Origin of the sequence: Pseudogemmobacter lacusdianii (genome assembly GCF_030848395.1) — a bacterium.
Taxonomy (GTDB): Bacteria; Pseudomonadota; Alphaproteobacteria; order Rhodobacterales; family Rhodobacteraceae; genus Pseudogemmobacter; species Pseudogemmobacter lacusdianii.
The window spans coordinates 32,230-56,410 of sequence record NZ_JAVDBT010000004.1 but is presented as its reverse complement, the minus strand read 5'-3'; the positions used below and the strand labels follow the sequence as shown (position 1 = coordinate 56,410).

The 24,181-nt window shown below is 61.8% G+C and carries 18 protein-coding genes and 1 tRNA gene; 5 read left to right on the top strand and 14 right to left on the bottom strand.

What is annotated here, in order from left to right:
• Window positions 1–37: 37 nt before the first annotated feature.
• Window positions 38–112 (top strand) — tRNA-Glu (locus Q9295_RS04930).
• A 153-nt stretch (window positions 113–265) separates the two neighbouring features.
• Here Q9295_RS04930 and Q9295_RS04925 read toward each other — a convergent pair.
• Complete coding sequence (locus Q9295_RS04925) at window positions 266–979, bottom strand: OmpA family protein (RefSeq protein WP_306679399.1); 714 nt, start codon at window positions 977–979, stop codon at window positions 266–268.
• Window positions 980–1,124: 145 nt separating this feature from the next.
• Between Q9295_RS04925 and Q9295_RS04920 the strand changes: the two genes are divergently transcribed.
• The 4 genes from Q9295_RS04920 to Q9295_RS04905 all read left to right on the top strand — a co-directional run bounded on the left by Q9295_RS04920 (window position 1,125) and on the right by Q9295_RS04905 (window position 7,715).
• Complete coding sequence (locus Q9295_RS04920) at window positions 1,125–1,883, top strand: PP2C family protein-serine/threonine phosphatase (RefSeq protein WP_306679398.1); 759 nt, start codon at window positions 1,125–1,127, stop codon at window positions 1,881–1,883.
• Window positions 1,884–1,885: 2 nt separating this feature from the next.
• Window positions 1,886–2,791, top strand: a complete 906-nt coding sequence (locus Q9295_RS04915) for a M15 family metallopeptidase (RefSeq protein ID WP_306679397.1) — start codon at window positions 1,886–1,888, stop codon at window positions 2,789–2,791.
• Window positions 2,792–2,795: 4 nt separating this feature from the next.
• The gene (locus tag Q9295_RS04910; RefSeq protein WP_306679396.1) at window positions 2,796–5,225 is read left to right on the top strand and encodes an ImcF-related family protein; all 2,430 of its coding nucleotides are present in this window, start codon (window positions 2,796–2,798) and stop codon (window positions 5,223–5,225) included.
• 204 nt (window positions 5,226–5,429) lie between these two features.
• Window positions 5,430–7,715: a type VI secretion system Vgr family protein gene (locus tag Q9295_RS04905; protein WP_306679395.1), complete on the top strand. Its 2,286-nt coding sequence runs from the start codon at window positions 5,430–5,432 to the stop codon at window positions 7,713–7,715.
• On the opposite strand, the gene tagF is transcribed toward Q9295_RS04905, so the two are convergent.
• From tagF to Q9295_RS04840, 13 genes are all read right to left on the bottom strand, one after another.
• Window positions 7,702–8,196: a type VI secretion system-associated protein TagF gene (gene tagF / locus Q9295_RS04900; protein ID WP_306679394.1), complete on the bottom strand. Its 495-nt coding sequence runs from the start codon at window positions 8,194–8,196 to the stop codon at window positions 7,702–7,704. The genes Q9295_RS04905 and tagF overlap by 14 nt on opposite strands.
• A 48-nt stretch (window positions 8,197–8,244) precedes the next feature.
• Window positions 8,245–11,796, bottom strand: a complete 3,552-nt coding sequence (tssM, locus tag Q9295_RS04895; RefSeq protein WP_306679393.1) for a type VI secretion system membrane subunit TssM — start codon at window positions 11,794–11,796, stop codon at window positions 8,245–8,247.
• Between the two features lie 3 nt (window positions 11,797–11,799).
• Window positions 11,800–13,275 (bottom strand): type IVB secretion system protein IcmH/DotU, encoded by a 1,476-nt coding sequence (gene icmH, locus Q9295_RS04890; RefSeq protein WP_306679392.1) that lies wholly within the window; start codon window positions 13,273–13,275, stop codon window positions 11,800–11,802.
• Between the two features lie 47 nt (window positions 13,276–13,322).
• Window positions 13,323–14,654 (bottom strand): type VI secretion system baseplate subunit TssK, encoded by a 1,332-nt coding sequence (gene tssK / locus Q9295_RS04885; protein ID WP_306679391.1) that lies wholly within the window; start codon window positions 14,652–14,654, stop codon window positions 13,323–13,325.
• Between the two features lie 35 nt (window positions 14,655–14,689).
• Window positions 14,690–15,136, bottom strand: coding sequence for a type VI secretion system lipoprotein TssJ (gene tssJ, locus Q9295_RS04880; RefSeq protein ID WP_306679390.1), 447 nt, complete (start codon window positions 15,134–15,136; stop codon window positions 14,690–14,692).
• Complete coding sequence (gene tagH, locus Q9295_RS04875) at window positions 15,123–16,544, bottom strand: type VI secretion system-associated FHA domain protein TagH (protein ID WP_306679389.1); 1,422 nt, start codon at window positions 16,542–16,544, stop codon at window positions 15,123–15,125. The genes tssJ and tagH overlap by 14 nt, the downstream gene beginning before the upstream one ends.
• Window positions 16,541–17,593, bottom strand: a complete 1,053-nt coding sequence (tssG, locus tag Q9295_RS04870; RefSeq protein WP_306679388.1) for a type VI secretion system baseplate subunit TssG — start codon at window positions 17,591–17,593, stop codon at window positions 16,541–16,543. Before tssG ends, tagH begins: the two co-directional genes overlap by 4 nt.
• Complete coding sequence (tssF, locus tag Q9295_RS04865; protein WP_306679387.1) at window positions 17,557–19,440, bottom strand: type VI secretion system baseplate subunit TssF; 1,884 nt, start codon at window positions 19,438–19,440, stop codon at window positions 17,557–17,559. The genes tssG and tssF overlap by 37 nt, the downstream gene beginning before the upstream one ends.
• Complete coding sequence (locus Q9295_RS04860; protein WP_306679386.1) at window positions 19,441–20,157, bottom strand: type VI secretion system baseplate subunit TssE; 717 nt, start codon at window positions 20,155–20,157, stop codon at window positions 19,441–19,443. It abuts the gene before it with no gap.
• A gap of 25 nt (window positions 20,158–20,182) precedes the next feature.
• Window positions 20,183–20,674, bottom strand: a complete 492-nt coding sequence (locus Q9295_RS04855; RefSeq protein ID WP_306679385.1) for an Hcp family type VI secretion system effector — start codon at window positions 20,672–20,674, stop codon at window positions 20,183–20,185.
• A gap of 199 nt (window positions 20,675–20,873) precedes the next feature.
• The gene (tssC, locus tag Q9295_RS04850) at window positions 20,874–22,385 is read right to left on the bottom strand and encodes a type VI secretion system contractile sheath large subunit (RefSeq protein ID WP_306679384.1); all 1,512 of its coding nucleotides are present in this window, start codon (window positions 22,383–22,385) and stop codon (window positions 20,874–20,876) included.
• Window positions 22,385–22,918 (bottom strand): type VI secretion system contractile sheath small subunit, encoded by a 534-nt coding sequence (gene tssB, locus Q9295_RS04845; protein WP_306679383.1) that lies wholly within the window; start codon window positions 22,916–22,918, stop codon window positions 22,385–22,387. Before tssB ends, tssC begins: the two co-directional genes overlap by 1 nt.
• Before the next feature lie 3 nt (window positions 22,919–22,921).
• Entirely contained in the window at window positions 22,922–24,064 is a 1,143-nt protein-coding gene (locus Q9295_RS04840) for a type VI secretion system protein TssA (RefSeq protein ID WP_306679382.1), read from the bottom strand.
• Window positions 24,065–24,181 lie beyond the last annotated feature (117 nt).

The following is a 24,181-nucleotide window of genomic DNA, read 5'->3' as shown; positions in this document are numbered from 1 at the left end:
GCGCAACCGGCACTAATCAGCCCCTCACAGACAACGTGGCCCGTTCGTCTATCGGTTAGGACACCAGGTTTTCAACCTGGGAAGAGGGGTTCGACTCCCCTACGGGCTGCCAGTCTGGAGCTTTGAACGCTCCCCGCCCCCCAATATTCTTGCATTGAAACGCCACACTACAGCTGTCTGTTGCGTTATCGGCTAAGGCGCTTCGATTTGGCAGTGCAAAGCAAAAAGGCGCCCAATGAGGCGCCCTTTCTGACGGTTTCAAAGGTCAGCTCATCGCCTGAAATTCTACGCGGCGATTCTCAGCCGCTTCTGGTTCGGCGCTGTTGAAGGGAAAGCGTTCCCCCAGCCCCATCGCCTCAAGCCGGGCGGGATCCATCCCACAATCGGTCACCAGCCGGCGCTTCACCTCTTGCGCGCGTAAGGTGGACAGATTCTCATTATAGTCATCCGATCCAGCAGAATCAGTATGACCCATAATGCGGAACAGCTTGATATCGCTGGCCTTCATGACCCGACACATCTGGTCGATGGTGGGTTGCTGATCGGCCTGCAATACGGAGGAATCATAATCGAAGCTGATCCGCACATTGACCTGCAGCGCTTCGGGCAAGAGTCCAACTTGATTGGGATCGATGGTTGGAGCCGCGTCAGACGCCGCAACCGCGACCAACCCTCCAGCGGGGTCAGCGCCAGAGGGGGCTGATTCGACCGATCCGATCACAACCGCACTGCCCTCTTCCCCATCGCTGCCCGGCTGCACAGGCGCATCAGCCACCGCTGCGGGTTGGCCGTTAAGGTCGTCCACGGTGACGATACTCAGGCCACGGGTTGCCCCCGTGCCAGTGCGCACGGCGGTGTAAGCCTCTCGTTGGACATTGAAACGTTGTAGAATTTCGTCATCGCTCAGGGTCTGAGCCGAGAGATAACCAGTCGAAGCGGCCAAGGCAAAGGTGGCCGACAGAAGGGCCCGACATTGCATGAATACACCCAAAAAAAATTATTAAGCACTTAGTGATCCTATGCTAGCCTAGCTTAGTTTTCAATATTTCTAATTGCCGCGGATTATTCGCAATGAAATGGGATTGGCGATTTGCGGGGCCGATTTCGGGCCAAAGGCGGGCGGGATGAACCAACCGACCACGGTTGTTCCCCTGCCACATTCCATGCAAATGCCGCGCCCAACCGGCTATGGCCTGACCCATCGTGGCTGTGTGCGCAGCGCCAATGAGGATGCGATCCTGTCGGATCCCGCAGGCATCCTTTGGGCAGTCGCCGATGGAATGGGCGGGCATGAGGGCGGCGCAATGGCCGCCGATCTGGTGATTGACACGCTCGCAACAATCTCCGACGACTCCCCCCCGGTTGAGGCGCTGAAGCAAGCTATTACAACGGCAAATCAACGCGTTCGCACCGCCGCGGTCGAAATGGGTGGTCAGACGATGGGGGCCACGGTGGTGGCGCTTTTCATCCAAGCGGGCATTGCCCATGTCGCTTGGGCGGGCGATAGCCGCGCCTATCTGATGCGCGGTCAGCGTTTGCGGATGCTGAGCCATGACCACAGCCTTGTGCAGGACATGGTCGACCGGGGCGAGTTGAGCCGCGATGCCGCCGAGGCGCATCCAGAGGCGCATGTGATCACCCGCGCCGTGGGTGCCGATGACAGGATCGAAGTGGCGCATTCTGCGGTGCCGCTGATTATCGGCGACCGGCTGCTTTTATGCTCAGACGGATTGCCGCGATGCGTTTATGAATCGGTGATCGCCCAACTGACCGCCGAAGGGCCCGATGCAAAAACCACCGCGCAATCTTTGATGTATCGCGCTTTGGATGAAGGCGCGCCCGACAATGTCTCGGTAATTATTGTTGATTTGGTAGCAGGTTAGCGATGGGACGCGGCAATTTGATCGGCCCGATAATCGTGGCAATTGGCGTGGTCGTGGCCGCAATAGCTTTTGCAGTCGTGACGGTGCTGATCGACACCGCCGATGGCGGCACCGACCTGCGGCTGCAACGGCTTGAGGCGAGCGCGGCCGAATTGGCGGCATCAAGTCTTGAGGATCGCGCCCGGGTTGAAGCTTTGAGCGAGGATCTAAACCGGCTGCGCGATGAGATGAGTGTGCTGGCCAATCGCGGCGCAAGCGCGCCACTCGATCTGGCCCCAATCCACGATGCCGGCTCTGATGATCAGATTGTCACCTCGGACCCTGCCGCCCAATTGCCGGACGAGGATTTTGAAGGTGCTGCAACCGAAGATCTGACCGAGCAGATGAGCCTTGCCAAAACCCGCTTCAACATGGGCGTCACCCAGCCGCGCAACCGCACCATGCTTGAAATCCTTGGCCCGCCACGCGACAGCTTTAGCCAAGAATGCCAAGGGCTTACAAATCCACGCCTGACAGAACTGCTCGAGACCCGGCAGATCGGTCCGATCAAAGTGACCATGCTGAAACCCGCGCTCGACAGTCTTGAGCGGATTCTTGAGCGCTTGAAGGCCAGCGATCCCGATATTTATGCCAAAGTCGGCACTGCCGGAGCGCTTTGCGTGCGCAACATCCGCGGCTCCTCGACGGGGATCTCGAACCACTCTTGGGCGACGGCGATTGATCTGACGCTGGAGGGCCAGTTGGACGGGTTTGCCGATGGCGGCACTCAGTTCGGTCTGCTGATCCTTGCCGAGTATTTCAATGATGAGGGATGGTATTGGGGCGCAGCCTATAACCGCGAAGATTCAATGCATTTCGAGGTTGGTGAAGAGACGCTGCGGCGCTGGCAGGCCGAAGGGAAGCTTTAAACCGATGAGCACAGCCGGCATCATCGCCCGCAGCGCCGAGCCGGTTCTGGCCTTTGCCGACCGTCTGGCCGAGGTGCGGGGCGAACGGCAGGCAGATCTTTTGCGCCATGCCGCTGGGCTGCTGGACCGCTTCAGCGCCGCCCTGCAGCGCGGCGGGCTGCCCGGCGCTGCGGTGCCGCCGGCGCGTGCCGCTTTGGCACTGGTGCTGGACCAAGAGGCCCGTGCCAATCCAACCCTGGATGTGGCGCTTTGGGGCCAAGAGGCGCGCCAACAGCTCTTTCAGGGCCGCGAGATCTCGGCCTCTGATCTGACCGAATACCAGCGTCGCGCCGCCGATCTGCCCGCGCATCGCGAAACCATCGCCTTCGTGAGCGATTGCCTGACCCGGCTTGCCAACCGCCGCACCTTTGCGCCAGCGCCGGTCAGCGCGGGTTGGACGGGGATCCTGACGGTTCTTGGGGTGGCCTATCTTCTGGCTGTGCTGGCTTGGGCCAGTTGGGTGGAATGGCGCTTTCACCGCGATCTCTTGGCAGCCTTTCAGGCCAATGCGCTTTCTTTGGGACTGGACCGCGAAGGACCCTTTCCCGACCTCGCCCAACGGCTTGATCGGCTTGCGGCCGAGGCGGAGGGTGCGGCTTTGACCCGGGCAAAGGCACCGGTAACGCTCTGGGCAGGCTGGTTGGGCTATGATGCCGCCGAGAAGGCGCAGGCAGATTATACCCATGCTTTACAACAGCATTTGCCCAAGCTGACTGCCAGTGCCATCGGGCGCGCGCTGGAGCGTGAGGGCGAGCCGGCGGCCGCTTATGACACGTTAAGAGCGTGGTCCGTGCTCTCGGGGCAGGCCAATTGGCAGCCCGAATGGTTGGCCGGCTGGGCCTTGGACCGTGCGGTCAGCGACCCAACGCTTGCCGGGCTTGCCCCGCATCTTTCCGCCCTCGCGCCGCCCGACCCTCGCTCTCTGCCGCGCCCCGACCCCGAACTTTTGGAACAAGCCCGCGCCATTGCCGCGGAAGCGCCCGAGCCTGAGCGTGCCTATCTGGAACTGCGCCGATCTCCGGCTATGGCTGCCCTGCCCGGCTGGCAGCCCGATGCCGCCGTCCCCGGTCTTTCCGCAATCCTGAGGCGGAAATCGGGCCTATCGATGGATGAGGCTCTGCCCGGCATTTACACCGAAAATGGCTGGCAGCTGGCCCGCGACACCGCTGCCGGGCTTGCCGTCCAAAGCGCCCGCGCAGAGGCGACACGGCTTTTCTCAACCGTACCGCCGCTGCAAAACGACACCCCTGATGTGCTGATGGACCGCCTGCAAGACGACACTCTGGCGCGCTGGTCTGACTATCTCGCCGACCTTCGGGTGCGCGAATTTACCTCGCCGGAGAGCTCTGTCCTGATCTCAGGGGCGCTGGCGCGGCAAGCCTCGCCGCTTGAGGGGTTGATGCGTGAAGTTTGGCAGCAAACCGGCGGCACGGATCGCAGCCGCAGCCATCAGCAGCAGATCAAGATCGCCAGCGTCTTCGGCCCGATGATCCAATATGTCGAGACCGGGAGGATGCAAGAAATATCCAACCTTTTCGTAGGGTTGAACGTTGCCCTTGCCGCAAGCGACCGAGAGGGCGCCAAGGGACAAAAGCGGTTGATGTCCGTGCAAGACCGCGCCTCATCGGTTGCGGCTTTGGGTGTGGCACCGCTGGTGGTCGTGCAGTTGGTCGAAGACACTTTGGCCCAAAGCGGTGCGGCTCAGGGCGATCTTCTGACCAACAAATTGACCCGGGCTTGGCAGAATGAGGTGCTGGAGGCCTGCCTTGGCGGCACGCAAGGCCGCTTTCCCTTTGCCGATGGGCCTGATGCGGATCCCGCCGCACTGCAACGGCTTTTGGCCCCCGGCGGCAGCCTCGACCGCTTCGTGATGACCCGCGCCGATGCCCTACTTGACCGCAGTCAAACCCCCTGGCGCTGGAAGCCGGAAGGACGGTTCCAAGGCCTCTCCCCCGAAAGCGCGCTCTTTTTGCAAAGCGCCTCTGAGATCGGACAGGGCCTTTTTCCTGCCGGTCGCGCCGAGAGCGAGCTTACACTTTCCGCACTGGCCGAGCGCGGTCGCGCCTTTGTCGCTCTTGGCGGTCAAGGCGGCCCGGTTGAGGCCACCAGCGACAGTTTGGTGCTGGCTTGGCCCGGCAACCAACCCGAGGCGGGCATCGAAGTGGTGCTAAACTCGGGCGCGGGTGAAGCACGGCTGGCGCATCCCGGCTTTTGGGGGCTTTTGCGGCTATTGTCCCCGCTGCGCCTGCGCGAGCGCGACAATGGCCAAAGGTTCTTGGTTGACCTAAAGGCCGAAGATTCGCGGCTTTTCATGGAAATTCAAATGGATCGCCCGCAGAACCCAATCGCCTTGCGCAAAGTGATGCAAGGTTTCGCCTGCCCTGCCGTGCTTTAACACCTGCGCCTTAGGCTATGCCCAAGGCAGCCCAATAGCATCTTTCTGTCTCTAAGCTTTTACTGACCAACGCCCGCAGCCTAAAGCCGCCCATCCCGTAACGGGCAAAGATTTCTGACGCGCCAATGACCCAAAAATTGGCTAGACTGCGCCGATTGCACTGCTCCTTTTTGCCGCCCCCCCACTTCATCAAGGACGCCCCCTGTGCCCCGTCATATTACCGTGTCGCTCCCGGCTATAGGTCCGGATGTTATCTTCTCGCGGATGGAAGGTGAGGATCAGCTCTCGCAGCCCTTCTGCTACCGAATGCTGATCGCCACCACCAAGCAGGATCTCGATCCGCTTGAGGTGCTGAACACCCCCGCCACCATCACCATCGCAGGCGAGCCGCCGCGCTACTTTGATGGGCGGGTGGCCGAGATCGCGCTGCACGAATTTCATGATGAGATCAGCATCTTTCGCATCACCCTCCGCCCGGCGCTCTGGTTCCTGTCGCTCGACAGTGACAACCGAATATTCCAGGACATGACCGTCCCCGACATCATTAAAAAGGTCCTCGGCAGTTGGCCGGATGTGGCTTTCGATATGAAGCTGCAAGAGACCTATGAGACGCGCGAATATTGCGTGCAATACGGCGAAAGCGATCTCGATTTCCTGCAACGCTTGATGGAGCATGAGGGGATTTTCTACCGCTTTGAGCATAGCAAAGACGGACATAAGATGCTGATCTCTGACAGCAATTATGGCATGACGCCGAACCAAGATGGCGATGCTCTTCCCTATGCGCCGGACAATCGCCGCTCTTACAGCGAGGGTGAATTTATCTTCGAATGGACCCCAAAGGCCGTGGTCCGCACCGGGAAATTCACCCACACTGACTACAACTTCAAAATGCCGGGCAATGATTTGACCGCCAAGGCCGTGGATGCTCAGGCGGCGGCTTTGAAAGAGGCCGAGGCTTATGAATATGACGGCCGCTACAGCGATTATGCGAAGGGCGAAGCCATCGCCAAACGTCGACTGGAGGAGCTGCAGGCCAACCGGCTGCGGATAACAGCCAAGGCCTCGGCCCGGCATTTGCGGTCGGGCAATACCTTCAAACTGCAAGAATATCCGCGTGACGCCGAGAATGCAGAATATTACGTCGTCGCAGCGCGGTACGATATGTGGGACGAAGAGTTGCCATCGGCCCTTGATGACGCGCGGGGCGAAGAGCCTCGGGGCTATACGGTCGAACTAGAGCTTGCGCCCATAACCTTGGCCTACCGCCCGCCGCGCCGCACCAAAAAACCGCGCATGTCTGGCCCGCAAACTGCGGTGGTGGTGGGCCCAAGCGGCGCCGAGATTTATTGCGACGAACATGCAAGGGTGAAGGTGCATTTCCACTGGGACCGGCTGGACAATCACGACCAACACTCCAGTTGCTTCATTCGCGTCAGCGCCGCATGGGCGGGCGCGGGCTGGGGCTTTATCCAAGTGCCGCGGATTGGCCATGAGGTCATCGTCGATTTTCTTGAGGGGGATCCAGACCAGCCGATCATCACTGGCCGGGTCTACAACGCGCAAAACACGCCGCCCTACGGCTTGCCCGCCAGTGCCAGCCAATCGGGTTGGAAGAGTTGGTCAACACCTGCCAGCGGCGGCTTCAATGAGCTGCGCTTTGAAGACAAATCCGGTGATGAGGAAGTGTATTTTCAGGCCGAAAAGAACCATCGTGAGCTGGTGAAGAATGATGAAACCCGCCAGATCGGCCATGATTGGATCGAAGATGTCGGCAATGACGCCACCCAGTCTGTGGGCCATAACCGGGTTGAATCTGTAGCCAATAACAAAGACGTAACGATCGGCAACAACCGCAGTGTCGCCATCGGGGTTCATGACAGCGAAAGCGTCGGCTCCAATCGCTCGCTCAGCGTTGGCGCCGATGAGGTGATCACGGTCGGCAGCAATGCCAGCGAAAGCATCGGCGGCCATCACAGCCAAAGCATCGGCATGACACAAACCATCACCGTCTCGGCGCTGCGCGAAGACAGCGTTGGCCAAAGCGAGACCCGCAATGTTGGTGCCGAGCAGAACAACACCATCGGCACACGCAGGTCGATGACCGTGGGAGAAAGCCAGACCCACACGATCGGCGGCGATGACATATGGTCGGTGGGCAAGAACCAATCGGTGACAATCGGCAATACGATGTCTCTGTCCGTCGGCAGGGATCAAAAGATCTCAATCGGAGGGAATAAGACGTCGACGATTGGCAAGTCAGAGACGCATGCGATTGCGCAGCAACTCACGGTAAATGTCGGCAAGACGATCACCGTGAACGCCGCCGACGCCATTACGTTTGTCACCGGTCAAGCCTCGATTTCTATGAAGAAAGACGGCAGCATTACGATTAGAGGCAAGGATATCGCGCTGAATGGCTCGGGCAAAATCAGCGTCAAGGCCAGCAGAGACGTGACGGTGAAAGGGTCGAAGATCAACAACAACTGAAGAGCTGTTGCAGCAGATCTTGCGGCTGCTCGGGCGCGCAAGATTGCGCGGGATGACCTTGGATCCAAAGTTGGAACGGCGGGCCCTCAGTTGCGCCTTGCGGTGCGGCGATTTCGGCAAGGGCACCGTCCAGAGCATCGGCGGAAAGCCCCTGATCTTGCGCGGCGCGCAAGGTCAGCGTCACAGCATCGCACCAAAGCTCCAAGGCCGCGGGACTGGGCAGCGATGGCGCGATGACAAAGGCGGCCAATGGGAAGCGACGCCCCACCCTATCGGCTCCGGGCAGCACCACCCCCGCCGCCGCGCGCCCCGCCGATGCCAGCCGCAAGCGCAGCCCTGCGTGTGGCCAATGCGCTTTGCCTATCAGGTGCCGGGTGGCCCAACCGTCCCAGAATTGCACAAACCCGGAGGGCAATCCGCGGCTGAGAAAATCCCCAGCCACCGGCAGTTTGCCGTGAAAGCCGGTCAGAACCTTGTCCACAGCCACTTTGCCTTTTGACCTATTGCAAGAATCCGACCGGCGCTCACGCTAGAACCCCTGCGGGCATTTGAAGTTTCCGAACATCGTCAGGTTGAACGGATTTTCCACCGAGGCCGCCCGCAACTTGAAGCTCGCCCGATACCCGCCCGAGGAAAGCGTCAGCAAAAACTCCTCGGGCTGCGCGGTGGCTTTCAACCTGCCGCTGATCATCCTTAGCCAAGCCCAAGCGCCGGTCTCCGAGGTCAGCGTCTCGCCCGTGCCATCGACCGGAGCAAAGGACAACGATATAAGGTTGGTGCCATCCTTGCCCGGCCAAGTCATCGCCACCGGACGCGTGGCCGAGTTGAAATAGACCAACTCATGACCATCGACGTTCAGCGTCACCCGCGCGGCATTGGCAGAAAGATCCGTCGGCTCCAGCGTGAAGCTCATGATCGGGCCCGCCCCGCCCGGGAAAAGAGCATCGCGGATCGAGCGTGCCTTTTCAAAGGGTTGCAGCCCTTCGGCGGAAAGTCCGAAATCTGCGCGCCATGCCCAGGGCCGGACTGTGGTGTCCACATAAGCCAGCAAATGCGTGTTGGTGAAGCTGTCGATCAAGCCGCTTGGCCCGAAAAGCCGCTGAAAATCAGCGGTATTCACGTCAATCACCGAAGAGGTCTCGAACGGATAGCGCCCCGCCGTGGCCGAGGTGCAGAACGGCAAGACATCGGCCTTCCAGCGCGCGTTAAGCTGCGCCACCACCGCATCGCGCGTGACGCTGATCGTATCGCCCGCCAGCCCGGTCAACCAGTCATCCACCGGATCTGGCAGGATTTTTGCCACGTTGGTCAGTTGCCCAGTCAGTTGCGGCAGACCGCCCCGCGCGAGCAGGGCCGCTTCGGGATCGGGGCTGGCCGAGACGGTCTGCAACTCATTGGCCAAAGCGCCAAGCGCCGCCTCGGCATCGGCAAGCCGCGGTGGCACACCATCCACCTCCTGGATGGTGGATTTGAGCGCCGCGAAATGCGTGGCAATGCTCTGCCCCGGAGGATCCGCTGGCTCCGCAGGCGTACCGCCAACCCCAATCTTATCGGCGGTTTTATCCGCCTTTGAGATTAAACTGCCCAATTTACCCAGCCGCTTCGTTGCAGCCTTAACCAACCCATCGGTATCGGCCGATGCCTCGGCCTCTTCCGGCACCGCCATCAAATCCGTCTCAGCCACCACCGCGCGCAAAAGCCGCTTCAGGGTGCTGTCAGGGCTGGCCAGGTCCTTCAGGTTCTCGGTTGCGGCCGTCAAATCGGTGATGGAGGCAAGGCGGATATCTCGTAAGAAGCCGTCCCATTGTGCAATGAAATCATCCGAGTAGAGCTTCAGAATGTCCCGCTCGAGAGCGGTGACTGAGGTATCGCTGCTTTCCGCACAGCCACCGGTAAAGACTGCCCGGTCCAAGGCGGCTTGGGCTGCAATCTCGGGGATCAGCGGCAGGATGGTGTGATGGAAACCGGCATAGGTGAAGGCGCCGGGCACGCCACTGCGCAGGGGTTTACCCGAGAGCCGCGTTAACACTTTTGCCGCATTGGGCCCGGCGACATCAGCGGCAATCCATTCGGGCAGCCCCGTCACCGCACCATCTTGCATCAGACTGTTGTAAGCCCTCACGGAAAGCGGAACGGTGCAGATCGCTTCCAAAGACTGGGCGATCAGTGCGGCGTCCGGCGCGATCCGCTCTGACGCCTCATCCCCGCCGGCGCGGTCAAGGGCGGCGAGTTGATGAGCCAAGGCAGCCTCGGTCGGGAAGGGCGGAATCGGCGCATGGCTGGGGAGAACCTCGGCCCACCAAAAGCTAAGAAAATCGCGGTCATAGGGCGCCTGGCCGGTCAGCATCAGATAGGATTTCAGCGCACCCAAAAGGTATTCGGGGTTGCGAATTTCGCGCCACATCGTCGCCTCAAGCAGCGCCACCATCCGCGGCTCAAGGATCGTCTTCAGCCCATGTTCAAAGGCGATCTTCTGCGCCCGGTCAAGATCTTGCCGCGCCGAGGGGCCAACCAGCGCCAGAACTGACGCCGCACCCGGGCTTTGCGCCGCCTCAATCTCAGTCATCGCCTGCAAAGCCACGTCCAAATCCAAAGGATCCGTAGGCGCTTGGCGCGAGGCAACATTGGCCAAGCGTTGCGACAAATCGGCGGTCAGGCGGGATTGATCGGCGATCAGACCTGATTGATTCAAATAGGAATAGAGGAAACCCAAGCCTGCCAAAGTGACAGCCAGCGCCGCCGCCGCGACCGAGCCGCGCCAGATCCAAAGCCTGCGCTCTTCTGCCCCACGGTCGAACTGGCCCAAACCTGCCTCGGGGAAGATCACGCCGGCCAAGAGATCGTGCAGGAAATAGCTGCGCGCCTCGGCCGCCGCGCGGCGCGGGTTGGCTTCAGCCCGCAACCCGTAAGCGCCCGCCATATCCGAGAGCATCCGGTCAATCGGACTGCCCTCCTGCGCGGCCGAGGTGAAGTAAAAGCCGCGCAGCCAAGGCGCCTCTTCATAGCGGCTTTCGCCAAAGACCGTCTCAATCAAAATCCGCAGTGAGGCCTCAAGGCTTTCGATCTGCGCGGGGAAGCGAAACACCTCGGCGCGCCAATTTTGGCTGGCGTCCTCGGCCATGCGCGCGGAAAGGCGGCTTTCCAACCGGCTGAGCAGGCCGCGTAGTTCACGAGCGATAACAGTGCCTTCCGGGCGGACATCGGTGGGTAGGGTCGCCCCCCAGACCTGCTCACGCTCGGCACTGGTGAGATCCGCAAAGAAAGCTTCAAACCCGGGGACGAGGTCGACCTTGGTCAACATCACATAGACCGGTAACTGGATTTGCAGCCGCTCGCGCAGTTCGGCCAAGCGTTTGCGGATGGTCTTGCCATGCGCCCGCAGCGCCGCCTCATCGCCCAAAAGCTCTTGCAGCGAGAGGGTGACGATCACCCCGTTCAGCGCCCTTTTGCCGCGATGTTTCTTCAGAAGATCAAGGAAGCCGCCCCATTCGGCGGCGTCAATCTCGGGGTCCGAGGCCTGCTCGACATAACGCCCGGCGGTGTCGACCAGCACGGCTGTATCGGTGAAAAACCAATCGCAATTGCGGGTGCCGCCGACGCCCTTGATGTCATCAGAAAGGTCGATCGGGAAGTGCAGCCCCGACTGCTTCAGCGCGGTAGTCTTGCCAGTGCCGGGCGGGCCGATGATCACATACCAAGGCATCTCGCGCAGGAACTTCTTCGCACCCAGCCGAGATTTCTTCATCTGATCAAGGACTTCTGCGAACTTCGTCTGGATGGCCGCCAGATTGGCATCGCCCGGACGCGCTGCCGCGACCGGCGGCGGGGCAGTCAAGTCGGTGACGAACATGCGGTTCTTGCGGGCCGCACGGAGCTGGCCCAAGAGGATCGAGAAGAGCCACAAGATCACCACCAAACCAATGGCGATCAGCCGGTTTAGGGTGGCATCCAGCGGGTGGAGATCGCCAAAGGCCAGCAGCGGGCCGAATTGCCAGATCAGCGCGCATAAGACCACAACGCCAATACAGGTCCAGAGTTTGCGCGAAATCAGGAAGCGGAACAGAGACTTAATGAAACGCATGCCTCAGAGCCTCTTTTCAATTTTAATCTCGATACGCCGGTTCAGTGCCCTGCCCTCTTTGGTGGCATTGTCGCCCACAGGATCAGTATCGGCGCGGCCTTCGGAGGCGACCTGATCGGCAGGTACGCCAGCGGCGATCAAAAGCTTGGCGATCGCCTCGGCGCGGGCCTCGGATAGGCCTTGGTTCGATTGGAAAGGGTTGCTGGCCTGCACCGGCACGGAGTCGGTGTGGCCCAGCACAGTGACGCGGCCAATGACTTCGGTATTTTCCAAAATCACCGCCGCAATCGCCGAGATCAGCGGCAGATATTCGTCGCGAATGTCGGATTTGGCGCTGCGAAACACCTCGGGATCGCTGCCGCGCACCACCAAAACCGCCATCGAGACATCCTCGCGCCCCTGCAAAGCGGCCGAGGTTTCCTGCGGGGCTTTCTCGGTGAAAAGCGGCAAAAGCTCAAAGCTGACCGAGGGTTCGACCGGGGGCACCGGCACTTCGGGTGCTTCGGTGTCACGGATCGGGCGGAAGATGCCGGCGCGCTCTGCCGGGGGCAAGGCTGCGGCGGAGACGAACAATTGTTCAGCCTTATTGCCCAGTTGCAGCGAAAGCCCCGTATAGATCGCCGCAATCAGTGCCGCCGCAATCAGCCAAACCGTCCAGAGCGGCACCGCAAACCGGCGCGGCTCATCGGGCAGTTTTACGCCATCGGCATGGGGCGAAAGCGGCGCCGCCATCACATCCACATCGCGCATCACCCGCGCGATCTGGGCGCGCAAGGCGGTAAGGCTTGCCGCCCCCGTGGCGCCTTGCGGGCGGTACTGACCACGAAACCCAAGGCCTAAGCAAAGATAGGCCAGCTCCAAGAGGTCTGGGTCACGGTTCGGATGCGCCAAAAGGTCTTCAAGATGGCTGAAAAACCGAGTGCCGGTGTCGACTTGGCCGGTCAGCGAGGTGACAATCGGCTGGCGAGACCATGCGCTTTGCCCGCCCCAAGGCGTGTTGAGCGCAATGTCATCCAACAAGGCCGCCACGAACCAAGCGCCCTGATTGGCCCGCGCCAGCGGCTGGCCCAAAGCCACGGCGGCATCGCGGGCATCGACCAGCCCGCTTTGCAACCGCTGGCGCAAGACATCGGGCTGCGCGGGGGGATGGGCGCGCTCCAGCTCGGGGGCGAGCTCTAGAAGGGGTGCAAAGGCGATGACAAAGGGGTTCGCATGAGCGCGCGGTCCGCGCGGGCGCGGCGCTGCCGGGGGGGCTGCATTGCCGGAGCCAAAAGCCGGTTGCGGAGCGCCGCCCCAAGCATGGCCACTCTGCCCGCCCCAATTTTGCCCACTGCTTTCCGCACCGCCATTTTCCGCCCCGCCCCATGCGGCACCGCCCGAAGGTTGCAAAGGCGGCAAGGGTTGCGCACCCGCGACAGGGCGGATCCGCGTGCGACCAGCGTCTGAGTTCAGACCAAAGGGATCGTCCTTGTCATTCATCGCAGTGCCCCTTGGCTGTCTGGCTGCGCCTCACCCCCATGCCCATGCTACCGGCTGACCGCATAGCAATCGATCTGCGGCTCACGATCCAACTGACCAGAGATGCCGATCACGAAGCCCGGCGCGTTCAAAAGCTGCGCCCAATGTTCGGACTTTTGGTTGAGCTCCAGACACAGCCTTTCGCCATCGTAAGGGATCTCACGCGGCTGAGAATGCAGCGGTTTCAAAGCGATACCGGGCAGGCGTGACTTCCAGAGCATCTCGAACGCATCCGCCGCCCCCACCGTCGCCTGATCGACAAAAAGCTTGCGCAACATATCCTCCGACAGATCCGAGCCGATGCGGAGCACGATCCGACTGGTCTTCAAAAGCTCAGGGTTGTCGATCCGCACCTTCCAGATGTTTTGGCTGTGCTTGGCGACCGGCAAGGCGCGGCTCTTCGGCTCGACATGCCGCAATGACAGCATCAATGAGCGCAAAGTATCAGCCAAAGCGGCGAAAGCGGGCTGCGGATCGGCGTGGTTATAGACCGCCATCTCGGTCAAGCGGCGCGAGGACGAGCCATAGGTCGCCATCCTCCCCGCCAGAGCGGAGAGCTTTTCGTAAAGCGCGCAAGGGTGAATCAGGCTTTGCGCCAGATGATGCGCCATCTCGGGCCTGGCCGCATTTGCCAGCTCAAGGATCAGCAGGTTTTCAACCGAGCGTCCCGCACCGCCCAGCACCATCTGGCCATGCGCTTCGGCAATGCGGTCAAGCCCGGTGACCACCTCTTGCAAGAGCCCGGCATACCAACTGGCGGCGGCGATGGTCAGCGCAGGCGGCAGATCGCCGTCCCGGACCGCGACCGAGCCGTCGGCACGCAGCCCTTCTAGTTGAGCCAGCGGCAGCGTGACAAAGCCCGCCAAAGCCTCACCCGGTGCCAAAAGCCGCAGGTTCAGCCGGGCAAGCTCAACCTCGGCCGGGTCTGCGCCATTGCGAATGGTGTCGCGGATCTCTGTGATCTCGCCCCGGTAGCGCGCGCCCGATGGCTCGGCATGGCTTGCATCCATCGTCGCGGCCCCGGCCTGTTCGACCGGGATCGCGAGTTGCACCGGGCCTTGCATGGCGGAGGTGATCGGGATCGGTGGCGGCAAGGCGGCGCTCTGCGGCAGATCGAAGGGCGTGCCATCGGGAAAGATCCCAGCGGCCGCCCGCAAAGCCAATTGCCCCGCATCCAAAGCCGCGCGGTCAAATTCAAGCTTGGTAAAGCCCCAAGCCTGCCAAGGTGCCACTTGCAGGCCCGACCGCATCAACGCCTCGGCGTGGCGGTCTTGCTGCTGAAAATGCTGTGGGCGCAGAAAAAGCCCCTCGGACCACAGCACCCTATTCGATCCGCTCATCCCCATCTCCTGCTTCGGGCGATCACGCAGCGGGCTTAGCCGGCCCGCAGCGTGACCCCGCTTTTGGTGACCGCGACCGCCAAGGTGACGCTTTCGGTGGCTGAAACCGCAATCTTGCCGCGGAAGGTTTTGCCAGCGGGGTCGCGGAAACCTGCGATGACGCCGATGACCGTCGTGCCCGCATCCAGCCCGATCGTAAGGGTCTTCGGCCCCCCCGCGGTCAGCGCCACTTGATCAGCCTTGATAAACTCGGCCCCCAAAGCGGCGGCGGGGTTTTGCAGCGCGAAGAAATCGACGCTGTCAAAGGCCCCCGCACTGCGCAGCTGCACGATTTGCAGCGTCAAAGGCCGGTCTTCGCCGCCCGGACCGGGGTTCATTCCGGCCACGCCTTGCGCCAAAACCGTCACCACACCCGGCCCCGAAGGGGCACAGCCGCTGAGGCCAAGCGCCAGGCAACCCAATACAAACTCACGCCGTTCCATCTGAACTCCTCCTGCTATCGCTTTCATATGCGTCCCGAAAATCCGCCCCGACCTCTCCCAAGAACCGATCCTCCGCCGCTTTGGCGATCCCGCGGTAGCGGTCGGCGTAAAGCTGCCAAAGCCGGGCCGAACGGCTGCCCGCCACAAGGCTTTTCACCAAGCCAATGTCTTCCACATCGGCCTCAAAAAGCGCGGGGTCGAAACGGTCGACCATGCGGCGCAAGGCGGCCTGCACGCCGCTCCAACTGCGACTGTGGTGGTCCATCAGATCGCGCGCCGTTGCGGCGATGGCGGCATCGGGGTCCAAATAGCCCGGCCCCTTTTCAGCGACCAAAGCGGCCAAGATCTCTTCAGAACTGACAAGGAATTTCAAAGGGTTCACCTGAGTTGCGCCGATCACGGTCTGTGCCACCCGCGCCGCGCCCTTTTCTTGCGCGCGCATCCGCAACAGCTGCACCATCGCCTCGGCCATGGCGCGGAACCGCCGCCCGATCGCCTCAACCTCGGCCTCAGAGCCGGTAAAACCGGGCGGCGGTGCAATGCCCATACCGCGCATCAAAGCCGCCAGAGCGTCACCTTCGGACAGGCCTGCCGGCTGTGCCTGTGGCGCCGGAACGGGCGGTGGCGCCGTAGGTTCTGCGGCCCAAGGCTGTGGCTCTGGCGCGGGCTCGCTGCCCCGCACGACCACTCGCTCGGGGGGGAGCGCGGCGGGGGCTTCGGCGACCGGCGGAAGCGCTTGCTGGCTAAGATCGTCCGCGAAACCAAAATCGCCAAAGTCAAAATCACTGACCGAACCCGCGCGCGAGCCTTGGTCTGGTGTCGACACTGGCAGCGCTACGGGCGACGACAGCGCCCCATGATCCAGACTGAAAGGATCGTCAAAAATCCCAAACCCGCCGGGGCGCGGCGGCTCGGGCGCAGCAGCAGACCGGCTTTGCCCAATGTCAAACGGATCAGGCAGGCCTGCCGGGCGCGGTGTCGGAGGGGCTGCTGGCTCGGGACTGACGCTGAAGAAGTCATCGCCAAACATCGCCGGCCGCGCCGCAGGGGCAGGCTCTGGCGAACTGCCGCCAAAACCCGCCATGACTGGTGCAGACCCAATCTCCACCCGCAGGATGAAATCGCTCAGCCGCAGCCGCATGCCGGGCGCCAAAACCGCCGTAACGCCGCGCCCCAAAGGCGCAGGCGCCGCGTCAATAAAAAGTCCGCCACTGCTGAGATCGGTGACCCGATACTGGCCGCTCCGCCCCGAGACCACACAGTGCTGACGCGAAACAAACTGTTGAGGATCAATCAGTTGCCAGCCGCAGTCTTCGCCGCGCCCGATCACAAGATCGCCTTCGACCAGATAGGCTTCCTCCCGGGACTGCGGATGGGCCGCGCTTTCCAAGACCAATCGCAGGCTCATGCGGCGACCTCCGACACGCGGTCCGAAAAGCCGCGGATCACGAACTCCTCTGCCCGGCCTTTCGGACCGCCCCCAAGCCAAATATCCCGGCCCAAAGCCACCTTGCCCAAATGCGGTGGCGGCACTTGATCGCGGGCCAGCTCAAGCCGCAGATCAAAGGTGATGTCGCTGCCGCAGACAAAACGGATCGCCCGGCGGATCTGCGCCAGCGCCGCGCCGTCACGGGTCAGCGCATGGTAACGCTGCAAATCCATTGGCCCCAGCCGCAACTCGGCGCGGTCTTGGCGTTGGAACAGCCGCGGGCCAAGGATCGCGCCCCGCCCCAAGCCGCAGTGCTGCTGGCCCAACCGGCTTTGCAAAGGGCGCGGGATTTCCAGCCAATGGCCGACAAACTCACGCAACCGCACCGGCAGTTTCAAAAGATCGCTGAGATAGAGCGTCAGCCGCTCGACCCCATGGACCTGATGCCCCAAGGCCGCCGCCTGCCGCCGTGCCAAATCCGGGTCAGCGCTGCGCTGATTGGCGCGCTCCAGTCCCGGCAGCCCAAGCCCCGCCAGCGTCTGTAAAAGCGCCCGCGCGCGGCCACCGCCTGAATATTCCACCGCAACCTCGGGGCGCAGATCGCCCCAAGCGCGCCAGTAAAACGCAAGCTGGCGGTGCTGTAACATATTGAGAAAGTCGAGAAATGTCGTGTCAGCGGTCACGCCCGCGCTGCCCTCACCGAACCAACGCTCGGACTGGCGGGCCATGATCCAACGGGTCATATGCAAAGGCATCGCGCCCTCGGGACCAAGCAGGCCCAGAACCTCAACCTCGACCTTGGCGGGCGTCGTCTCACCCGGCGGGGTGAAACTGGCGATGTCGCGCGCGGCCATGGCAAGCCTTGCGCGCTGGCCAAGGCGGGCAGGCTCATCCCCCGGCCCGCCCGCGCGGCCAAAACGCAGGCCTTCCCGCTCAAGCCTGCGCAAAAGCTCAAAAAATCCCAGATCCTTGGGGGCGGGATCGCTGTGGCCTAGATCAGGTCTCGGTTGCCCGGGCACATCGGCCATGACACCTCCTCCTGTTTTTGTTGCAATCTGGTTTTGGTGCGCACGAAGGCATTCAGGCTGGCGTGGCGGGCGAAAAGCCGCGACATCAGCGCCGAGAGGAGCAGCACAGAGCTGCCCGAAAGCGGCCCCTCGTCGATATGCAGGGTGATCTCGATGCCTTTGCCCAGCGCCAGCGGGCCGGGCAGGTCCAGCCGCTCAATGATCTGGCGGCTGCTGATCCGGGTCAGCGACCGGACATGCCGCGCCAAAGCCGGATCGCCACGGTCGGCGTAAAGCTCAAGCATGGCGCGCAAAGGCTCGGCCCCTTGGGTTTCTTCGGCCAAGGACAAATGGTTCAGCGACAATTGTCCGACCAACCGCCAGGTGAGATCGTCAAAGGCGGCCTCGCCATCGCGGCCGGCCTGCGGCAGACCCGCGACCAGTCCCGAACGCGGGCGGCGCATCGGGGCCACCAGCTCCACCCGCGCCACCGGATCGCCCGTGTCCATGCCCAGCTTCGGTGTGTCGTCAAAGATCGGCAGATCGCGGTTCGAGACCAGAGCGCGGATATCCAACCGCTTCAACGGCTTATCCAGCTGAACCCCATGCGGCCGCGCCACCGAGATGAATAGGTCATCGCCCGTGTAAGAGGTGCGGGTCTGGCCACGACGTAGCTCATCTGTACCGGGACGGCGCGGACGCCGCTCGGTCGTATAGACAAGACCCGAGCCTGCGGTAGCGGCGGGGGCATAAAGGGGATGCAGCTCGGTCTGCGCGCCATCGACCTCGGCATCGCTGACGCGCAAAAGGCGATGGATCTCAAAGTCCAAGGGGCGGCTGCGGTCGGCATGCACGACATGCGCGGTGGTGCGGGCATCTAACTCAACGATATTGCACTCTTTTTCGAAAAGATTGACCACGGGCGTGGTGAAAAGCCGGAAGTCCTTGGCGCTAACCGAGGCGAGGGCCGGCGCGGGTCGGCCCATGGGCAAGATCACCTCCATCCGCGCGCTGCTGGCCTTAATGGCGGGCCGCAAACCGGTCAGACGGAAGCCGTGGAACCGCTCGGGCATCAGGAAATATTCCCGCATCAAGCGGTAGCCTTCAAAGGCCGGACGGAGCCGAGGCAAAAGCGCCTCATCATCGCGAATGCCCAAAAGATCGGGCGCGGCTGAGCTGTGAAATGGTGCTGCCCCGGCAGCCTCGGCCTTGCGGGCGATCACGGACAAGGGGGCGGCAAAGACCGCATCAAAGATTGCCCCCGAACGGGCGCCATTTGAAAATTCGAATGCCAGCCTGTCCAGCGACAGATCGGCCAAGGCCCCTGCCCCCACGCGCTTCAGCACCAGCCGCAACCCGGCCTCGGCACCTTGCATGAGCCGGTCTGGCACCCCGGCCGAGGCCAGAGCGCCGCGATCTTGCAGGTATTCCACCGTCTCAAGCGCCACCGGCCACAGCGTCACATCCTGCGCGGTGGTATAGGTCACGCGGGTGGCAATGCCGTCGCGCAGAGCTGCGACCAGCTTGGTGCCGCGCTTGACAAGATGGCCATCGGCCATGGTCTGCACCTGCGGGCCGGGGTGCAGCACCACCATCGACATGGCGGGTGCGGGCCCAGCAAGATCGGGATAAAGCGCATCCAAAATGCCGCGCACATGGCGCTGGCCTTCGGCATCCAGCTTCAGCCGGGTGCGGGCGGCAAGATAGGCCACGCCCTCCAACAACCGCTCGACATAAGGGTCGGGACAGGGCACCGCATCCAAGGAAAGATTGCGCGCCACCGTCGGGTGCAACGCGGCAAATTCCTGAGACAATTCGCGGACATGCGAGAGTTCCGCCTCATAATAGCTAAGGAAGGCGCGATCCATTCAGCCCTCCTCAATCCGGGTTGCGGCACTGCCATTGTCAAGGTTGATCGTGGTCGAAAGCCGCAGCCGTTCCGGCACTGGCGAGAGCATCAAGACGCCATCGATCTTCACCTTCAGCCCATCGCGGTTGCCGGTATCGACGGTGACGCGGATGCTGTCGCGCTTCAGCCGAGGCTCAAAGGTCGCCACCACTTCGCGCAGCTCACGCGCCAGAATCTCAGGGTCAAAATCCATCGCGCGGCGGCCCGAGAAACTGGGCACGCCGTAGTTCAGAACCGAGCGGCAGACATGCGGGTAATCGGCCAGAACATCTTGCAGATCTTCGCTATTCCCGCGCTCGGTCTCGGTCCAAAGGAAGCGCGCTTGCAGCCGTTCGATGCCAAACAGCTCTTCCAGATCACGCCGCACCGCCTCGCGCAGCACATCGGGGGTCACGACAATACCGCGCTCTTCCAAAAAGGCGCGACGTTGCAGGCTGGCGATGAAGGCAACAATCTCGCGCCGCTGCGCTTCGGGCAGATCTTGCGCCTGCTCGACCGCCCGCACGCCGCCCTGCACCAGTTGCGCCAGCCGATCTTCGCCCAATGCGGCGCCGAGATCCCGGCGCCGCATTTCCGTTTCGGAGGTCAGTCCCGGCAGATCATCGACAAGCCGATCCCAGAGGCTGGGTTGAACCGCCTCGCGCCGTGCCGTCACCGTCACCGGACCTGTGGCCACCCTTGGCCCCCCTTAACTTTTGGACTTACTTCGCCGCCACAAGATCATATTCGACCTCATGCTCATCGCCTTTCGAGTGATCGTCTGCCTGAACCACATATTTGAAGTTCACCTTCTCGTAAGAGATCGAGACCTCTTCCGAGACCAGCTCATTCGAGCTGTCTTCCGGGGCGTTCTGGGCCAGCTTGTACGAAGAGATAATGCAATTCTCGAGCGTGATGACGAGGTAATCGAGATGCGCATCGCCCGAGTCTTTGCGGGCGGTGAAGACGATCTCTTTAAAGGATTTCCCCTTCGAGCAGGCCAGCATCAGATAGGGCGATGCGGCATCAAGCCATTTGTTAAAGGTGAAATCTGACAGGGTGGCGCGGCCCCGCGTGCGGCCCGAGCCGACCGACGAGGACGACATCTGCTGCACCCCGAATTGCAGCCCGAAGACGTCGATTTCCTTCTCATGATCGGCGCGTTTGGATTCGCCGTCGATCCCGTCGATCTTCAGATAACCGGTAAAAGCCATTGTCGTGCCCTTTCAAAAATTACAGGCCGATTGAAATAACCCTTGGCGCTTGCCGAAGGGTCTCGAATGCACGCTACGAACACAGGCCCAAAAATACGGGCCAAGGCAGAAGGCACGGCTGGTAGGCACGTCGAAAAGAAAGCGGTCGGGAGTCGAAAACTCAAAAGGCGCGGCCCGCCGGGACGGGCCGCACGCCCGTTCAATTGCCCTTCACCGAAGGCAGTTCGGAGACGAGACGCAGGCTCGCGTTGATGCCCTCAAGTTGGTAATGCGGGCGCAGGTAGAAATGCGCGCTGTAATAGCCGGGGCGGCCTTCGACGGAGTCCACCTTCACCTCTGCCATCGCCAAAGGCCGGCGCGCCTTGGCCTTGTCATCGGCCATCGCGGTATTGGCCAAAACGTAGCGGTTGATCCACTCGGAAAGCCAAACCTGCATATCGGCACGCTCTTTGAAGGTGCCGACCTTATCGCGCGCGATCGCTTTAAGGTAATGCGCGAAACGGCAGACCGGGAAGAGATAGGGCAGGTTCGCCGAAAGCCGCTCATTGGCTTGGGCATCGGGATCAACCAAGCGACCGGCCCGCGCTTCATCATCTTGCAGGCTGTGCGCACCAATGAAGGCGGCAAGATCGGTGTTCTTGCGGTGCAAGATCGGCATCATGCCCAGCTTGGCGAGTTCAGCCTCGCGCCGGTCATCGATGGCAATCTCGGTCGGGCATTTCATCGAGACAGAGCCATCATCGGTGGGGAAGCTATGCACCGGCAGATTGGTGACCGTGCCGCCGCTTTCCACACCGCGGATCTGGGTGCCCCAACCGTAAAGCTTGTGGCTGCGGTTGATGTTGACGCCCATCGCATAGGCGGCATTCATCCAAACGTAATGGTCATGCTTGCCGTCGATCGCTTCCTCAAAGGCGAAGCCCTTCACCGGCACCGTCTCGGACCCATAGGGTAGACGCCCCAGAACCCGCGGCATCGCCAGACCGATGTAGCGGGCATCTTCCGACTCTCGCAAAGACTGCCAGCTGGCATATTCCGGCGAGGAGGTGATCTGGCGCAGATCCTGCGGATTGGGCAGTTCTTGCCAGCTTTCCATGCGGAACAGCTGCGGCGCGGCGGCGGCAATAAAGGGCGCATGGGCCGAGGCCGCAATGCCCGACATATTGCGCAAAAGACCAACGTCACGCGGATGGTGGCTGAACTCGAAATCCCCGATCAGCGCGCCATAGGGCTCACCGCCGAACATAGAGTATTCTTCGCTATAAAGCTTTTTGAACAGCGGGGACTGGTCCCACATCTGGCCTTCAAAGTCTTCAAGTTGGTCTGCCAACTGATCTTTGGTGATGTTGAGCACCCGGATTTTCAGCTTGGCATCGGTCTCGGTGTTGTTGACGAGATAATGCAAGCCGCGCCAGCTGCCCTCCATCTTGCGAACCTCGGGGGCGTGCAGGATCTCATTCATCTGGGTGGTCAAAAGCTGGTCGATCCCGGCGATCAGCGATTTGATCGACTTCACCGCATTGCCCGAAATCGTTGCCGCACCCGAGCGTTCTTGCGCCGCCATCGCCAAATTCTGCACCAGCTTTTTCAGCTTGGCCGAGCCGTCATCCTTGACCCGGAAATCCTTTTCCAAAAGGTCGTTAAACTCGCCCAGATCAATGGCTTGCGCCTCGGCGGCGCCAGCGCTGGCGACTTTTTCCTGTTCGGCCATTATGCACTGCCTCCTTGATCTTTCAGCGCCTCAGAGGCGACCTGCTGCAAGAGCGGTTCATTTTGCAAAAGCTGGGCGATGCGCTTTTCGGCATTCACCTTGCCGTCCATGTAGCTAAGGAGCTCTTCAAGCTGCTTGCGCATAGCGAGAAGCTCGGCCAGTGCCGGGACTTGCTCGGCCATCTTGTCGGGAGAGAAATCGCCCATCGAAGAAAAGGAGAGATCGACGAACATCTCGTCATCACTTTCCTCGCCGTCCTTACCCGGCAAAGTGTTCTTCACCCGCGCTTTGACCCGAGGCGCCAAGGCCTCCATATATTTGTTGAAGCGCCCGGCATCGACCTCGACAAAGCTGCGGTCATTGGGGGTCTTTTGCGCCTCGCGGCTCTCCGAGGCCCCGGCGAGATCCGCCATAACCCCCATCACGAAGGGCAACTCAATCGTCGTCGGGCTGCCGTAATGTTCGACATCATAGGCGATCTGAACCCGCGGAGCGCGGTTTCGTTCGATGACCTTGGCCTTGCTCTCGCTCATGGCTCACTCTCTCCCGGATTTGTTCTTGTCCTCAAAAACCCCGGCGACACTGCGGAATTCCTTCAGTCCACTGGGGGCAATCTCTTCCATCAGCTGCATAAAATTCATCGCGACCATCTTGCGCATCCGCCGCGCCAGATGCGGCAGTGGCGAGGAAGGTTCGGTGCGTTCGTAAAAATCGATGATCAGATCGAGCATACGCTCCACATCGCGGCGGCTGTTGACCTGACCGGGCAATCCAGCGGGCGCAGGCGCTGGGGCAGCGGCAGAGGGGGCAAGGGACATGGCAAGCGGCTCCTCTGCGGGGGATGCGGCAGGGCTGGCGGCGGCTTGTGGGGCTGCGGTCGCGTCCAGCGCTTGGCCAATCCGGGCCAAGAATTTCGACAAAGCCTCAAAGCGGACCGCCATGTCGTTTTCGGTGACATGCGGCGCAAGCGCGGCCTCAACCGCCGCCAGCGCGGCTTGCGCATCGGCCAGCGATTGACGCAGCGCTGCCATCTCTTCGGGCCGCTCGGCTGCGGTGGCGCGGCACCCCGCCGTCACCCGATTGAGCCGCGCCTCATGTGCGACGGCAAGATCGGCCAATTCCTTCTCACCAAGACCTTTCGGTGCCTCAACCAAAAAGGCGGAGCGGTTAAGCGCCGCTGCGGCGAGATCACCGCCTGTCATCGGACCCAGCCCACGCGGGCTGAGGAGCGTGACAAATTCCAAATCCCCCAGCACGCCACCATCGGGATTTTCCAACTGGTGCAAAGCGTTGATCCGCCGCAGCGCTGCTTCCCGCGGTGAGGGCGAGGGGCGCAAATTGGGATGCAGCGTCGGCCAATGCGCCTCGAGCGTCTGGGCGATCAGATTGAGGCCACTGGCAACCCCTGCCAGCCCATGCTGATTGGTCCAAAGCCGGGTGAGAACAACCAAAAGCCGCAGATCGCGCCCGGTTTGGGCCAGTGCGGTGACCTCATCCTCCAGCGCCGACCAGTCCAGCTCGACCGCGCCGGTACCGCCTTTGGACAGCATTTGCAGCCGCGCCGCGCGATTGGCCGCCTGAAGGCTGTGATCAATAGCATGAAAACGCGCATCATTCCGCAGATCCAGCCCCGAAGGAGACGACGGGTCGGCCACATGAAGGAAGGGAGCGATATCCATCCAAAAACGCCGGAATCAATGAATACAATTGTTAAGCACTTTAAAGCATCGGTGAAATCCCGAGGCCAAAACCCATTACAATCAAAGGTATGGCATTCCGGATTGTCATTCAGTCTT